The sequence below is a fragment of the Mycolicibacterium parafortuitum genome, from assembly GCF_002086815.1.
In the GTDB taxonomy this organism is placed as follows: domain Bacteria; phylum Actinomycetota; class Actinomycetes; order Mycobacteriales; family Mycobacteriaceae; genus Mycobacterium; species Mycobacterium parafortuitum.
Window position 1 is genome coordinate 83,795 of the sequence record NZ_MVID01000014.1, and the last position, 14,588, is coordinate 98,382.

A 14,588-nucleotide genomic window follows, 5' to 3' on the forward strand; every position below is an offset into this window, starting at 1 on the left:
GCTCCCGCGACGACCCCACCACTGGCGCAGCGCACTGGCAGCACGTGTCGCACGCTCCCTTCCAGCCTGATCCCCATCCGTGTTAGCCCGGTCTTCCTACCGGTCAGTAGTAATACAGACCACAGGACTGTACCCGATGGCACAGCCCCTATGTACCGCAACGACGTGATTGAAGCCCGAACCGTTAGCCGACCTCGCGGGCATCCGTCAGCTTCCCTGTTTACCGGCAGAAGCTGTTGCTGCAGTGGAGCTTTCGCCGGCGTCAACGCCGGCCGTGGCGCCGAACCGGGACCGCAGTTCGGTCTTGAGGACCTTGCCCGCCGGGTTGCGCGGTAGCGCGTCGACGATTTCGAGGACCTTCGGGTGCTTGTAGCGCGCGAGGCGGTCCGCGAGGAACTGTTCAAGATCGTCCAGAACCAGCTGCGACCCGAGGGGCGATCCTGGCGAACTCCGCAGCACGGCCACAGCAACGGGGACCTCCCCCCATTTCTCGTGGGCACGCCCGATCACGGCGACCTCGACGATCTCGGGGTGGGCCGCGAGCGCGTTCTCGACCTCGGCGCAGTAGATGTTCTCGCCGCCGGAGATGATCATGTCCTTCTTGCGGTCGACGACCCAGATGTAGCCCTCCTCGTCCTGCCGTACCAGGTCACCGGAGTGGAACCAGCCGCCGGCGAACGCGTCGGCGGTGGCCTTCGGGTTGTTCCAGTAGCCCGCCATCAGCGTGGATGCGCGGTAGACGATTTCACCGACCTGACCGATCGGCACGTCGTTCATGTCCTCGTCGACGATGCGCGCCTCCACCGTCGGGATGACCTTGCCGACCGAACCGAGTTTGCGCAGCGCGTCGTCGCCCAACAGCATGCAGGTGACCGGCGACATCTCGGTCTGGCCGAAGGCGGCCAGGATCTGCGCACCGGGGAAGGTCTCCGACATCTGCCGCAGCAGCGTGTCGGACGCGGGCGCCGCACCCCAGGACAGGAAGCGCAGCTTCAGGTCTCGCGGCTTGGCCTGCTGGGCCGCGCACACCGCCTGCCACTGCGCGGGCACGAGGAAGATCCCCGTCACCTTCTCCGCCTCCAGGACGTCGAGCAGTTCGTTCGGGTCGAACGCCCCCAGCGGGTAGATCACCGTCGGCCGGCCCAGCAGCAGCCCGGAGACGATGCTGCCGACGCCGGCGATGTGGAAGAACGGCACTCCGATGAAGCCGATGTCGTGGTTGATGTCCGCGCCGTTGGTGAACAGCAGCGTCATCGCCTGCCCGGTCAGGTTGCTATGGGTCAGCACCGCACCTTTGGGCCGCCCGGTGGTGCCGGAGGTGTACATGATCAGCGCGGGCGAATCGTCGGGGATGTCGACCAGCGGCGGTTCCTGCGTCGAGGCCGCCAGCACCTCGTCGTAGTCGAGCACGCCGTCGCCGGTCGCACCGCCCGCCACGATGACCGTCGCGAGCATCGGATCGATGTCGCGGACCGCGGTCGCGACGTTCTCCAGCACCGACTCGGTGATGACGACGGTGGCCGCGCAGTCGGAGACCAGGAACGCGATCTCGGGTGGCGTCATCCGGAAGTTCACCGGCACCGCGATCGCCCCGAGCTTGTTGGTGGCGAGCACCGCCTCCATGAACTCGGTGCGGTTGAGCATCAGGATCAGCACGCGGTCGCCGAAGCCGACTCCGCGTTCGTGCAGCGCGCCGGCCAGAGCCGTCACACGCCGGTCCAGTTCACCCCACGTGGTGGTCCGGCCGAGGAACCTCAGCGCCGGGGCGCCGGGCTGCATCAACGCGTGGCGGCTGAGCTGATTGGTCCAGTTCCGTCGGCGCGCGAGATTCGGCTGCTCGGTCGGTGAGCCGAAAAGGCCTGTGGGGTCGGTCAACGGCTTGCGCTCCATTCCGAAAGGGATTTGCGGAAGTATGACATTTGATCAAACATGATGTTGTTCCGGTCACACTATGATCCCGTGCACGTCGGAACAAGCCTTTTCGCGTCCTCCGAAAGCAGACCCCCGGCCTCCCGGAAAGGCGGCACCGATGAACGCCCCCACCGGAACCCGCACCTCGGGGACAGTCGTGCGCAGGGAGCAGCTTTCCGACGAGGTCGCGGCGCGGCTGCGGGCCGAGATCATGACCGGGGCGCTGCGCCCCGAGACGTTCATCCGCCTCGACGAGACCGCGGCGCGCCTCGGGGTGAGCATCACCCCGGTCCGCGAGGCGCTGCGCACCCTGCGCGGCGAGGGCATGGTCGAACTGGAACCGCACCGCGGCCACCGGGTGATCCCGTTGTCGCGCAGCGACATCGAGGACATCTTCTGGCTGCAGTCCACGATCGCCCAGGAACTCGCCGCGACCACCACGCGGCGGATCACCGACGACCAGATCGAGGAGCTGGCGCGGCTGAACGCGCAGCTGGCCGCCGCCGTCGACGCGCGCGACCTGGAGCGGATCACCCAGTCGGAGTTCGATTTCCACCGCACGTTCAACCGGGCCGGCGGGCGGATCAAGCTGGCGTGGTTTCTGCTGCACGCCGCGCGGTACCTGCCGCCGCAGCTGTTCGCCGCCGACGACGACTGGGGCGCGCTCGCGGTGGCCAGTCACACCGAACTGATCGACGCGTTGCGGGCCCGCGACACCGACCGGGTCGTGGAGCTGACCAGAGGCCAGTTCACCGATGCGCTGGCCCGGCTCACCGCGTGGCTGGAGCAGGTCGGGCTCTGGCGCTGACGCGGCGGCCGACAGGGCGGCGAAGAGGCTAAGTCGCGAGCTGTTCGGCGCGGGCCTTCAGGTTGCCGGCGAGGTAGTCGAGGGTGTCCCCGATGACCTTCTTCACCATCGCCGCGGGCACCGGCATGCTGACCTCCACGTCGAGGTCGACGGTCAGCAGCGACGTCGGGCCCATCGCAACCACCGCGAACCGCTGCTCCTGCTTGGTGAAGTGGTCGCCCTGCTGCAGCATCGTGAAGATCTGGTTCTCGCCCGGGTAGTAGACCGCGGTGATGAACGTGCCGGACTGCCCCTGCACGACGACGTCGAGGCGCAGCTGGCTGGGCCGCCCGTCGTCGTAGCGGGCCAGGATCCAGCACCCTTTGATCTCCTCGTTCCACTCCGGGTACTTCTCGAAGTCGGCGACGATCGCCATGATCGTCTCGGCGGGCGCGGAGACCTCGACGGTCTTACTCACCAGAGGCATTGGCAGAGCATAACGACTCGCCGCGCGGCCTCACGCCGCCGTCGCGATGCCCTCGCGGCGCAGCGCCGAGACCACCAGAGCCCGCAGTCGGCGTCCGACCTCGAACTGCTTGCCGGGCAGGGTTCTGGCCACCATCCGCACGTTGACGGTGCCGACCTCGATGCTCTCGACCCCCATCAGCTGGGGCTCGTCGAGCAGCAGGCCGGGCATTTCGTCGTCATCCATCGCGGCCGCCGCGACCCCGCGCAGCACGTCGTTGACCCTGTTGATGTCGACGGCGCTGGACACCGGCACGTCGACGACGGCGCCGGCCCAGTCCTTGGACAGGTTCAGCGCCTTGACGATGGTGCCGTTCGGGACGGTGTACACCTCGCCTTCACTGGTGCGCAGCTTGGTCACGCGCAGGGTCACGGCCTCGACGGTGCCGGTGGCCGTGCCGCCTGCGCTGACGGTCAGCTCGACCAGATCACCGAATCCGTACTGGCGCTCGGTGATCACGAAGAACCCGCTGAGCAGGTCCTGCACGATGCGCTGGGCACCGAACCCCAGCGCGGCGCCGAGCACCGCGGCGGGAGCGACCAGCGAGCCGACGGGCAGTCCGAGTTCGTTCGCGATGTCGAGGCCGACCGCGGTGTAGAGGATCGCGATCGACACCGACGAGATCACCGACGCGACAGCCTGGCGGTGCTTGACGCTCTCCGAGCGCACGGTGGAGTTCTGCTCATCGCTTCGGGCGATCCGCCGGCTCACCGTGTCGGCGACCCAGCGGATCAAGCGCGTGGCCAGCACCGCGAACAGCACGACGAGCGTGATGCGCAGGCCCGTGGTCGCGAGCCATTGCCAGATGCCGTCCATGTCTGACGTCTACTTCCCCTGGGCCAGTCCGTCCAAACGGGCCGCTACCGCCCGAGCGCGACCTTCAGATCGCGGGCGTTGCGCACCGCGTGGCCGCCGAGGTCGTTGTTGAAGTACACCGCGACGTCCCTGCCCTGAGCCACCCACTCGGAGATCCGGTCGGCCCACCACCGCAGGTCGTCGGCGCTGTAGGAGCCGCCGTACATCTCCTGCGGGTCGGGTCCGTGGAGCCGGACGTACACGAACGACGCGGTCGCCTTCAGGATGCACGGCAGGTTCGCACCGCTCATCACGACGTAGGCGGCATCGTGGCTCTCGAGGACCTCGTAGACGGCCGGGTCGTCCCAGGACGGGTGCCGGAATTCGACGGCGACGGGGATGTCGTCGGCCATCACGTCGAGGAAGTGGTAGAGGCGCTCGTCGTCACGTGCGAGGGCGGGATGCAGCTGGACCAGCAGCGGGCCCCGGCGCTCCCCCAACGCCCGCCAGCCCCGGTCGAGGCGTTCGGCCCACACCTCCGGTGAGCGCAGCCGCCGGGCGTGAGTGAGTCCGCGCGCGGCCTTGACCGCCATCACGAAACCCGGCGGCAGTTGGTCTCGCCACTTCTCGAACTGCGCGTCCGACGGCCACCGGTAGAAGCTGCCGTTGAGTTCCACCGTGTCGAACTCGCTGGCATAGCGCTGCAGCCACCGTGTGGTCGGCAGCCCCGGCTCGTAGAGCACGTTGCGCCAATGGTTGTACGCCCACCCCGACGTGCCGATTCTGACGCTCACCGGGGTTAGGTACCCGGGTTCGAGGCGCCTGCTCTCGGGGGTACTAACCCTCTTCTTGTAGGACCCGCGGCTCGGAGGCGCCGTCGATCCCGACGCCCAGCGGTGACTCCACCCGCACCGTCTCGTCCCGGATCAGACCGCGCAGCAGGGCGGTGCTGAACTCGACCGCGATCTCCTGCGCGCTGCGCCGGCCGTGCGGCCGCAGCCAGCGGTAGGACCCCAGCGTCATACCGATGTAGCCGAGCGCCAGCACATGCGAGTCGCACTCGTAGAACTCGCCGCTGGCGATGCCCCGGTCGATCACGTCGCGAACGTGTTCGTAGACCTGGGTCTCCCTCGCCCGGATGTACTCGACCTGCTCCTCGGTGAACCACTCCGAGATGTACGGGCCCTCCTGGAAGTACACCGCCGCGCGTTCGATGTCGTTGGCGATGCCGACCAGCAGGCGGCGGGTGAAGTGGTAGATCGTCTCGCGGGCCGACGCGCTCGGATCGTCGTGCAGCGCGTCGACGGTGAAGTCGGCGGCACCTTTGTAGATGTCGTAGAGGATCAGCGACTTGCTCGCGTAATAGTGGTAGACCGTGGCCTTGTTCAGGCCGACGGCGTCGGCGACGTCGTCCATCCGGGTGCCGTGGTAACCGCGGGCGGCGAACAGCTTGGTCGCGACAGCCAACAATTCCTCGCGGCGGGACATCCCGTTGGTCGACCCGGAGGGCGCGGGGGATGTCACAGGACGTTCAGACATGGCGACTCACTATAGGCATCGGCGGACCGTGCGAGGACGGTCTACTAACTGGTTGGTTCAGTCTAGGCCGATGCGGTGTCGCCGCCGGGCACGCAGGTCTAGACTCGTGCCAGACCGCCGTGGTGGCGACAGGTGACGGAGAGGTGGCGCGGTGGATCCGAATCCGGATTACGACGCGAGCGACGAGCTCGAGTACGGCATCAACTGGTTCGCCTGGATCCTGCGCGGCGTCTATCCGCCGCCGGCGTATCCGCCGGTCTGATCCAGCCGCGCCGCTCGGCGTTCGTCGAGCCACGCCCGGGTGAGTTCCCGGGTGAGTTCGATGGCCGCATGTGCCTGCTTGCCCAGCGCATCGATTTCGCTCTTGCCCCGTTCGGCCGCGACCGACCATTTCTCGCGGACCTCTTTGGACCAATCGCGGGCAGGCACCGGCTCGCAGTCCGGCGGCCAGTGCAGCGTCATCTCCACGACCGCAGGCAGATTCGCGACCGCCCTGCTGTCCTCGCTGTACCGCTCACCGCACTTGCGGCAGCGCACCTCGTAACGCAGTCCCCGCGGACCGTGGTCTGACATCTCCACGAAGACGTAATCGGCAACCGCGACACAGCGCGGGCATCGGGCAACTCCGCGTTCGACAACCTTGCTCACGCCGATAATCGTGCGGGGCGCGTCACGTCCGACGCACGGGGAATTTCATCTCGTGCCCTGATCGGTGCCGTTTCGAGACCTGGCTCGCTACGCCGCCCCGACCTGATTCGCGGCTACGCCGCGGCGGCCTGATTCGCGGCTACGCCGCGGCGGCGCGCTTCACCGCGCGACCCACCTCGGCCCGCAACTCCCCGTACTCCGGCGACCGGCGCAACTCGTCGGGGTCGACACCGGTGCGCGGCAACTCGACCGGGATGTCCAGCGCCACCTGCCCCGGCCTGCGGGTCAGCACGATGATCCGGGAACCGAGGAACGCCGCCTCGTCGGCGCTGTGGGTGACGAACACCGTGGTGCGACCCGACTCGGCGCTGACCTGGCGGACGTCCTCCTGCAGCCGTTCCCGGGTCAGCGCGTCCAGCGCGGCGAACGGTTCGTCGAGCAGGAACAGCGGTGTCTCGGCGGCCAGCGCCCGTGCGATCGCGACCCGCTGCTGCTGCCCGCCGCTGATCTCCCAGATCCTGCGGCCGGCGGTTCCGGCCAGCCCGACCCGGCCCAGCAGCTCCTCGCGGCGCTCAACACGCTTGTCGCGCGGGACTTTTGCGTACTTGAGCGCCAGGTCGACATTGCCGCCGACAGTGCGCCACGGGAACAGCCGCGGCTGCTGGAAGACCACACCGGCGGTCACGCCCGGTGTCGGGGGCCGGCCCTCGATGTGCACCGAACCCTGTGTGGGCGACTCGAATCCGGCCAGCAGCCGCAGCAGAGTGCTCTTCCCGCAGCCGGAGGCGCCGACGAGAACCAGGAACGACCCGGGATCGACGGTCAGGTCGACCGGACCCAATGCGGTGACCTCGTCGCGGCCCCGCCCGTAGCGGTGCGATACCGACTTGATCTGGATCGCACCGCTACGGCGGGGTGAAGCGACAGCTTCGGTCTCACTCGGTGAGGACACCCGGCAGTCCCTTGGTGTAGAGCCCATCCTGGAATGCCTTGAGCGTTGCGGCGGAAGGGATCTGGTTCTGCTCGGCCAGGAACTCCGAGGCGCTCTGCAGGTTCGCGGCCAGGTTGCCGGGGGCGCCGTCGGTGCCGAGCCATTCGGCCGACGCGACTTCCTGCGGGGTCAGGAACACCGTCTGCGTCAGCTGGCCCTCGATGTCCTCCGGGGTCAGGCCCACCTCGGCGGCGATCGCCTTGGCGGCCGCGGACGGGTCGTTCTTCAGCACGTCGAGCGCGCGAGCCTGCTGCTTGCGCCACGTGTCGACGACATCCGGGTTGGCCTCGGCGAACTCGGTGGACACGACGGCCAGGTCCAGCGTGGGCTTGCCCTCGGCGGCGAGCTGACGGCTGGTGATCAGGTCCTTGCCGCTCTTGCGCAGATCGTTCAGCGTCGGCAACCAGCTGTAGGCGGCGTCGATGTCCCCGCGCTCCCACGCGGCCAGGATGGCCTGCGGCTGCAGATCGATCAGCTGAACATCGGCGGGCGACAGCCCGTTCTGGTTCAGCGCGGCCAGCAGGCTGTAGTGCGCGGTCGACGCGAACGGGGTCGCGACACGCTTGCCCTTCAGGTCGGCGATGGTGGTGACGCCGGAGTCGTTGCGCGCCACCAGCGCCTCGTTGTCACCGGCGACGTCCAGGATGAACGCGACCTGATACGGGATGTTCAGCGGCTCGGACAATCCGCGCGCCACCGGGCTGGAGCCCAGCGCGCCGAAGTCGAGTTCCCGGGCGACGAACGCGGTGTTCACGTCGGCGCCCGAATCGAACTTGACCCACTTGATGTTGTAGTCGGGCAGCGCCTCTTCGAGCCACTTGTTGTTCTTGACGATCAGATCGCCGCTCGGGAACGTCTGGTAGCCGATACGAATCGTGGGCTTCTCGGGGTCATTGCCGGCGGTGTCGACCGAGCACCCGGTCAGCGCCAGCATGCCCGCGACCAGCGCGACGAGAAGGGCCTTCAGTTTCATATCTTTCCTCTCCAGGGGACGCTGCGCTTCTCTACGGCGCGCAGTAGACCGTCGATGACCAGGCCGGAGAATCCGATGGCGAAGATGCCGACCAGCACGACGGGGGTGTTGTTGTAGTTGCTCGCGTCTTTGACCAGGCCGCCGACGCCGGGGATGCCGTTGAACAGCTCGGCGGCGACCACCGCGGAGTACGCCATCCCGACGGCCAGCCGGATCCCGGTGAACGTCTCGGGCAGTGCCGAAGGGATGACGACGTCGCGGATCACCTGGCTGCGGGAGGCTCCGAGGGCGCGCGCGGCCTCGGTCAACCCGACCGGTGCGGCGACCACGGCCGCGGTGGTCGCGACCGCCGCCGCGGGTAGTGCGGCAAGGGCGAGCAGCGTGATCTTCGGCGCCTCGTCGATGCCCAGCCAGATGACCAGCAGGAAGAAGTACGCCAGCGGCGGCAGCGCCCGCAGGAAGGTCAGCCAGGGTTCCAGCACGCTGCGCAGCCAGGGCACCGAACCCATCACCAGCCCGAGCAGGACCCCGAGTGCGACCCCGATCAGCACGCCGGCGAACACCCGGCGCAGCGTCATGTAGAGGTGCTCCCACAGCAGGTAGCCGGCGTAGCCGCGAACCCCGTCGTGGGTGGTCGAGACGTCGATGAACGCGTTCCACACCGTCGCGGGGTACGGGACGAACGTCTGGTTCCAGACGCCGCTGGCCGCCGCGATCTGCCACACCACGCCGAATACCAGCACCGACAGCAGCGGCAGCACCGCACGGGTCAGCCGGCCACGCCACCGGCCCCCGCCCGAGCGCGCGTCACCGCCGACCGCCGGCGACCCGGCGTCCGGTGCGATATCGACGAAAACGGACACCGGCAGACATTGACGGAAACGTCACCGTGTCGGAATAGCTAGGATCAGCGCGAGCGAAACCCGGTCACCAAGTCAGGACGGGTTTGACGACGTCGCCGGCGTGCTGGGCGGCGAGCGCGTCGTCGATGTCACCGTACGCGAACGGCGTCACCAGCGTCTCGATCGGGAAGCGGCCGGCCGCATGCAACTCCAGCAGCTGCGGGATGAACACCGACGGAACCGAATCGCCCTCGAGGCAACCGTGCACGCTCTTGCCGCGCAGCACCAGATCGCGCACGTCGATCTGCGGGACGCCGGAGCCGAGCCCGACCGCGACGGCCGATCCACCGACCGCGAGCGCGGCGACCGCGTCGGCGAGCACCTCCGGCCGTCCGGTGGTGTCGAACGCGTAGTCCACTCCCCCGCCGGTCATCTCCCTGATCACCGGCACCGGATCATCTCCGGGCGCCAAAGCCTGTGCCACACCCAATTTTTCGGCGAGCGTGCGGCGCTGCGGCGAGGGTTCGACCACCAAAACGGCTTCGACACCGGCCGCCAGCGCGGCCAGTACTGCCGCCAAACCCACTGCGCCGGCGCCGAATACGGCCAGCGTACTGCCCCGACGCGGGCGCATCAGGTTCAGCACGGCACCGGCGCCGGTCTGGAATCCGCAACCCAGTGGTGCGGCCAGCACCGGATCGACGTCGGGTCCGACGACCACGGTGTTGTCCTCGGTGGTCAGCGCGTACCCGGCAAAGCTGGACTGACCGAAGAATCCGTCCCGCACCGGCCGGCCGTCGACGGTGACCCGGGCGGTCCCGTCGGCGCGTCGACCGAACTGGTTGAGGGCAACTGCGTTGCGGCAGTAGGCCGGTCGCTGCGCGGCGCAGGTAGCGCAGCGACCGCAGGACCGGAACGACAGCACCACGCGGTCGCCGGGCTTCACCGAAGTCACTGCGCTGCCGACCTCTTCGACGACCCCGGCACCTTCGTGCCCGAGCAGCACCGGCCGATCGGACTTTCCCGCAACGCGATTGACCAGATCGGTGTGGCAGATCCCGGCCGCCTCGATCCGCACCAGGATCTCATCCGCACGCGGATCGTCGACCTGCACCTCGGCGACGGCGAACGGGTCCGAGGGCGCGTACGACAGCAGCGCGGGCGTGGCCTGGGGCATGCGGGTCACGGTATCGCCTGCTTGACACCCGTCAACGGCAAACACGGGTTCGCGCAGCGATGGTTAGCGGCTCTAGGGAGTGCGGGCCGGGCCGCACGGACCTCTTACACTGTCAGTTTCCAACGTCCCCGACGGCGACACGTCGGGGCGCCGTGACCTAGATCGGATCTGTATCGATGATCATCGGGATACCCAGAGAGTCCCTCCCCGGAGAGACGCGGGTGGCCGCGACCCCACAGACGGTGGGGCAACTCATCAAGCTCGGCTATCAGGTGGTCGTCGAAAGCGGCGCCGGGGCGGCCTCGAGCTTCTCCGACGACGCGTATGCCCAGGCCGGCGCCGAAATCGGGTCCACCTACCAGGTGCTGTCCTCGGACGTGGTGCTCAAGGTCAACGCCCCCACCGACGCCGAGATCGCCGGACTGCGTGACGGCGCGACGCTGATCAGCCTGATCTCCCCGGCGCTCAAGCCCGAGCTGCTCGAGGCCCTGTCGACCCGGCCGGTGACCGTGCTGGCCATGGACGCGGTGCCGCGGATCTCGCGGGCGCAGTCGCTGGACGTGCTGTCGTCGATGGCCAACATCGCCGGCTACCGCGCGGTCGTCGAGGCCGCCCACCGTTTCGGCCGGTTCTTCACCGGCCAGGTCACCGCAGCGGGCAAGGTCCCGCCGGCCAAGGTGCTGGTGGTCGGCGCCGGTGTCGCCGGGCTCGCGGCGATCGGCGCGGCCGGCAGCCTGGGCGCCATCGTGCGCGCCACCGACCCGCGCCCGGAGGTGGCCGATCAGGTCGCCTCGCTGGGCGGGGAGTACCTGGCGGTCACGGACCCGGCGGAAGGTGTCGCTGAAGTCTCCACAACGGGCTACGCCAAAGAGATGGGCGACGACTACAAGGCCCGCGAGGCTGCGCTGTACGCCGAGCAGGCCAAGGACGTCGACATCATCATCACCACGGCGCTGATCCCCGGCCGGCCCGCGCCGCGCATCATCACCGCCGAGATGGTGGCCTCGATGAAGCCCGGCAGCGTGATCGTCGACATGGCCGCGGCCAACGGTGGCAACGTCGAGGGCACCGTCAAGGACGAGGCGGTCGTCACCGCCAACGGCGTGACCATCATCGGCTACACCGATCTGGCCGGGCGGCTGCCCGCTCAGGCCTCCCAGCTGTACGGCACCAACCTGGTGAACCTGCTCAAGCTGCTCACCCCGGAGAAGGACGGGCAGCTCACCCTCGACTGGGACGACGTGGTGCAGCGCTCGGTGACCGTGGTCCGCGACGGGGAGATCACGTGGCCACCGCCGCCGGTTCAGGTGTCCGCGGCCCCGGCGAGCACCCCGGCCGCCGCGCCGGTCGCGAAGGCCGAGCCCAAGGCGCCGATGACGATGGGCCGCAGGCTCGGGATCACGTTCACCGCCGCGGCGGCGCTGTTCGCGCTGATCGCGCTGTCGCCTGCGGCGCTGCAGGTGCACCTGACGGTGTTCGCGCTGGCGATCGTGATCGGCTACTACGTGATCGGCAACGTGCACCACGCACTGCACACGCCCCTGATGTCGGTGACCAACGCGATCTCCGGGATCATCGTGGTCGGCGCGTTGCTGCAGATCGGGCATGGGGACTATGCCAACGGCACGGTGGTGACGGCGCTCGCGTTCATCGCGATCCTGCTGGCCAGTATCAACATCTTCGGCGGCTTCGCGGTCACGCGCCGCATGCTCGCAATGTTCTCGAGAAGCTAGGACGGCGCTGACATGTTCACTCTGGAAACCGCCGCGACCGCGGCGTACGTCGTCGCAGCCCTGCTGTTCATCCTGGCGCTGGCCGGGCTGTCCAAGCACGAAACCTCAAGGGCCGGAAATACTTTCGGCATTGCCGGGATGGCGGTCGCGCTGGTCGCGACGATCGCGCTGGCACTCGCCCGCCACATCGAGCCACTGGGCCTCGCGCTGCTGATCGCCGCGATGGCCATCGGTGCCGGAATCGGGTTGTGGCGCGCCAAGATCGTCGAGATGACGGGCATGCCCGAGCTGATCGCGCTGCTGCACAGCTTCGTCGGTCTGGCCGCGGTGCTGGTCGGCTGGAACGGCTACCTGCACGTCGAAGGTGACCCGGGCGGCGCTGAAGCCGCCAAGCTCGCCACCGAGGGAATGCTCGGCATTCATTCCGGCGAGGTCGTGATCGGCGTGTTCATCGGCGCGGTGACGTTCACCGGTTCGATCGTGGCGAACCTGAAACTGTCGGCGAAGATGAAGAGCGCGCCGATGATGCTGCCCGGAAAGAACTTCCTCAACGTCGGCGCGCTGGTGGTTTTCGCGGCGCTGACCGTGTGGTTCGTGATCGATCCGCAGCTGTGGCTGCTGGTCGTGGTCACCGTGCTGGCCCTGCTGCTCGGGTGGCATCTGGTGGCCTCGATCGGCGGCGGCGACATGCCGGTCGTGGTGTCGATGCTCAACAGCTACTCGGGGTGGGCCGCCGCCGCGGCCGGCTTCCTGCTCGGCAACGACCTGCTGATCGTCACCGGTGCGCTGGTCGGCTCCTCCGGTGCGTACCTGTCCTACATCATGTGCAAGGCGATGAACCGCTCGTTCATCTCGGTGATCGCGGGCGGCTTCGGCATGGAGAGTTCCGGCGGCGGGTCCGATGTCGACTACGGCGAGCACCGCGAGATCACCGCCGACGGCACGGCCGAACTGCTGGCCAACGCGCGGTCGGTGATCATCACCCCCGGCTACGGGATGGCCGTCGCGCAGGCCCAGTACGGCGTCGCCGAGTTGACCCGCAAGCTGCGGGAGCGCGGCGTCGAGGTGCGCTTCGGCATCCACCCGGTCGCGGGCCGGCTGCCCGGCCACATGAACGTGCTGCTGGCCGAGGCGAAGGTGCCCTACGACATCGTGCTGGAGATGGACGAGATCAACGACGACTTCGACGGCACCGATGTCGTGCTCGTGATCGGCGCCAACGACACCGTCAACCCGGCCGCCTCGGAGGATCCGGGCAGCCCGATCGCGGGCATGCCGGTGCTGACGGTGTGGAACGCCGAGAACGTGATCGTGTTCAAGCGGTCGATGGCCTCGGGCTACGCCGGTGTGCAGAACCCGCTGTTCTTCCGGGAGAACACCCAGATGCTGTTCGGCGACGCCAAGGACCGGGTCGACGCGATCAACGCGGCGCTGGCGGTCGGCGAACGGGTCTGACAGTCACGGCGCTCTAGTCCGGTTCGGGCGGGGACGTCGCGACGACCTCGGTGCCGTGCCCGCGGGCCGAGGTGATCCGCATCGATCCGCCCATCGCGTCGAACCGCGCCAGCAGCGACCCCAGCCCGATGTGGCCCTGCTGCAACGAGGTTCCGACGATGCCGGGATCGAACCCGGTCCCGTCGTCGGCGACCGTCAGCACGACCCGGTCCCCGCGCCGGGACAGGCTGACGCGCACCGTGGTCGCGTCGGCGTGCTTGGCGACGTTGGTCAGCAGTTCACGGGCCGCCCGGTACAGCAGCGGCTGCGAGTGGGGCGCGCCGACCTCCTCGAGCTCTGCCTCGACCTCGAGCAGATACCGGGACTGGAACTGCCGCAACAGCTCCCGCACCCCGGCGGTCAACCCCAACTGGGCGAGCACCTGAGGGTGCAGTTCGGTGACCGTCGAGCGCAGGCCCGCCGCGGTCTCCTGCAGCGCCGCGTACACCGCGTCCAGTGCCGGATCCGGATTGCGTTCGCGCGCCTCGTCGAGCTCCAGCCGCGCCGCCAGCAGCGTCTGCAGCGGCCCGTCGTGCAGGTGTTCGGCCACCTCGCGGCTGTGCCGCTCTTCGGATTGCATTGCCTCCGAGACGAGTTGGACCCGCACCTGCTGCAGTGTCCGCAGCCGCGCGGCCCGGCGGGCCAGCACGAAACTCAGCGCCGTCGTCGCGACCGCCATCCAGACCAGGAAACCGAACTCGGTGAACACCATGTTGGGCAGACCGACGGTGTCGTCGCGCTTGGAATAGAAGATCCACACCGCCAGATACGCGACCGCCGTGATGGTTCCGATGATCGCGGTGAGCCGGGGCCGGTCCTGGAACGCGACAGAGATCGGCAACAGGAAGAACACCGGCAGCAGTGCCGCCGTCGCACCGCCCGACACCATGCACAGCGACACGATCACGAGCAGGTCCACCGCGCTCGAGGCGTAGTCGGCCCACCCGGGCACCGGCCCACGCAGCACCGCCCACAGCCACGCGACGGCGGCCACGGCGTAGCAGACGAGGATCACCGCGTACAGCTCGGGCAGCCAGTGGTTGACCTCCCAGATCCACACCAGCACACCGATCAACGCGATCAGGGGCAACCGCAGCACGGCGGAGACGCGCACCGGCTCACTGGCCAGGAAGTCGCGCCACCACCGCAGGTACCGGAATGTCTCGGTCACG

The 14,588-nt window shown here is 68.6% G+C and carries 14 protein-coding genes and 1 pseudogene; 4 read left to right on the top strand and 11 right to left on the bottom strand.

The features are described from left to right. Positions 1-207: 207 nt before the first annotated feature. Positions 208-1,890 carry a fatty-acid--CoA ligase FadD5 gene (gene fadD5 / locus BST38_RS16260; protein WP_083144370.1) on the bottom strand — a complete coding sequence of 561 codons (1,683 nt, stop codon included), beginning with the start codon at positions 1,888-1,890 and terminating at the stop codon, positions 208-210. Between the two features lie 139 nt (positions 1,891-2,029). Between fadD5 and BST38_RS16265 the strand changes: the two genes are divergently transcribed. Continuing rightward, the gene (locus BST38_RS16265; RefSeq protein WP_083144371.1) at positions 2,030-2,719 is read left to right on the top strand and encodes a GntR family transcriptional regulator; all 690 of its coding nucleotides are present in this window, start codon (positions 2,030-2,032) and stop codon (positions 2,717-2,719) included. 28 nt (positions 2,720-2,747) lie between these two features. Here the strand turns inward: BST38_RS16265 and BST38_RS16270 are convergent, their stop codons facing one another. From BST38_RS16270 to BST38_RS16285, 4 genes are read right to left on the bottom strand one after another with little or no spacing between them, the layout of a single operon-like run. Beyond that, entirely contained in the window at positions 2,748-3,185 is a 438-nt protein-coding gene (locus tag BST38_RS16270) for an SRPBCC family protein (RefSeq protein ID WP_083144372.1), read from the bottom strand. 30 nt (positions 3,186-3,215) lie between these two features. After that, positions 3,216-4,040, bottom strand: a complete 825-nt coding sequence (locus tag BST38_RS16275; RefSeq protein WP_083144373.1) for a mechanosensitive ion channel family protein — start codon at positions 4,038-4,040, stop codon at positions 3,216-3,218. A gap of 44 nt (positions 4,041-4,084) precedes the next feature. Beyond that, positions 4,085-4,813 carry a DUF72 domain-containing protein gene (locus BST38_RS16280; RefSeq protein ID WP_083144374.1) on the bottom strand — a complete coding sequence of 243 codons (729 nt, stop codon included), beginning with the start codon at positions 4,811-4,813 and terminating at the stop codon, positions 4,085-4,087. Between the two features lie 43 nt (positions 4,814-4,856). Continuing rightward, a complete protein-coding gene (locus BST38_RS16285; protein ID WP_083144375.1) occupies positions 4,857-5,558 on the bottom strand; it encodes a TetR/AcrR family transcriptional regulator in 702 nt (233 codons plus the stop codon). A gap of 151 nt (positions 5,559-5,709) precedes the next feature. Between BST38_RS16285 and BST38_RS29550 the strand changes: the two are divergent. Then, positions 5,710-5,820: pseudogene (locus BST38_RS29550) on the top strand (CAP domain-containing protein); the annotation flags it as partial. On the opposite strand, the gene BST38_RS16290 reads toward BST38_RS29550, so the two are convergent. The 5 genes from BST38_RS16290 to BST38_RS16310 all read right to left on the bottom strand — a co-directional run bounded on the left by BST38_RS16290 (position 5,790) and on the right by BST38_RS16310 (position 10,189). Continuing rightward, positions 5,790-6,206, bottom strand: a complete 417-nt coding sequence (locus BST38_RS16290) for a hypothetical protein (RefSeq protein ID WP_083144376.1) — start codon at positions 6,204-6,206, stop codon at positions 5,790-5,792. The pseudogene BST38_RS29550 and the gene BST38_RS16290 sit on opposite strands and share 31 nt — an antisense overlap. 139 nt (positions 6,207-6,345) lie before the next feature. Continuing rightward, positions 6,346-7,158 carry an ABC transporter ATP-binding protein gene (locus BST38_RS16295; RefSeq protein ID WP_083144377.1) on the bottom strand — a complete coding sequence of 271 codons (813 nt, stop codon included), beginning with the start codon at positions 7,156-7,158 and terminating at the stop codon, positions 6,346-6,348. Further along, positions 7,142-8,170: a taurine ABC transporter substrate-binding protein gene (locus BST38_RS16300; RefSeq protein WP_083144378.1), complete on the bottom strand. Its 1,029-nt coding sequence runs from the start codon at positions 8,168-8,170 to the stop codon at positions 7,142-7,144. Before BST38_RS16300 ends, BST38_RS16295 begins: the two co-directional genes overlap by 17 nt. Then, the gene (locus tag BST38_RS16305; protein ID WP_083144379.1) at positions 8,167-9,033 is read right to left on the bottom strand and encodes an ABC transporter permease; all 867 of its coding nucleotides are present in this window, start codon (positions 9,031-9,033) and stop codon (positions 8,167-8,169) included. Before BST38_RS16305 ends, BST38_RS16300 begins: the two co-directional genes overlap by 4 nt. Before the next feature lie 64 nt (positions 9,034-9,097). Beyond that, a complete protein-coding gene (locus tag BST38_RS16310) occupies positions 9,098-10,189 on the bottom strand; it encodes an NAD(P)-dependent alcohol dehydrogenase (RefSeq protein ID WP_083144380.1) in 1,092 nt (363 codons plus the stop codon). 176 nt (positions 10,190-10,365) lie between these two features. Here BST38_RS16310 and BST38_RS16315 point away from each other — a divergent pair, with 176 nt between their 5' ends. Both BST38_RS16315 and pntB read left to right on the top strand, forming a co-directional pair. Further along, a complete protein-coding gene (locus tag BST38_RS16315) occupies positions 10,366-11,922 on the top strand; it encodes a Re/Si-specific NAD(P)(+) transhydrogenase subunit alpha (RefSeq protein WP_083144381.1) in 1,557 nt (518 codons plus the stop codon). A 12-nt stretch (positions 11,923-11,934) separates the two neighbouring features. Beyond that, complete coding sequence (gene pntB, locus BST38_RS16320; RefSeq protein WP_083144382.1) at positions 11,935-13,377, top strand: Re/Si-specific NAD(P)(+) transhydrogenase subunit beta; 1,443 nt, start codon at positions 11,935-11,937, stop codon at positions 13,375-13,377. A gap of 13 nt (positions 13,378-13,390) precedes the next feature. Here the strand turns inward: pntB and BST38_RS16325 are convergent, their stop codons facing one another. After that, a complete protein-coding gene (locus tag BST38_RS16325; protein ID WP_083144383.1) occupies positions 13,391-14,587 on the bottom strand; it encodes a sensor histidine kinase in 1,197 nt (398 codons plus the stop codon). Position 14,588: the final 1 nt, after the last annotated feature.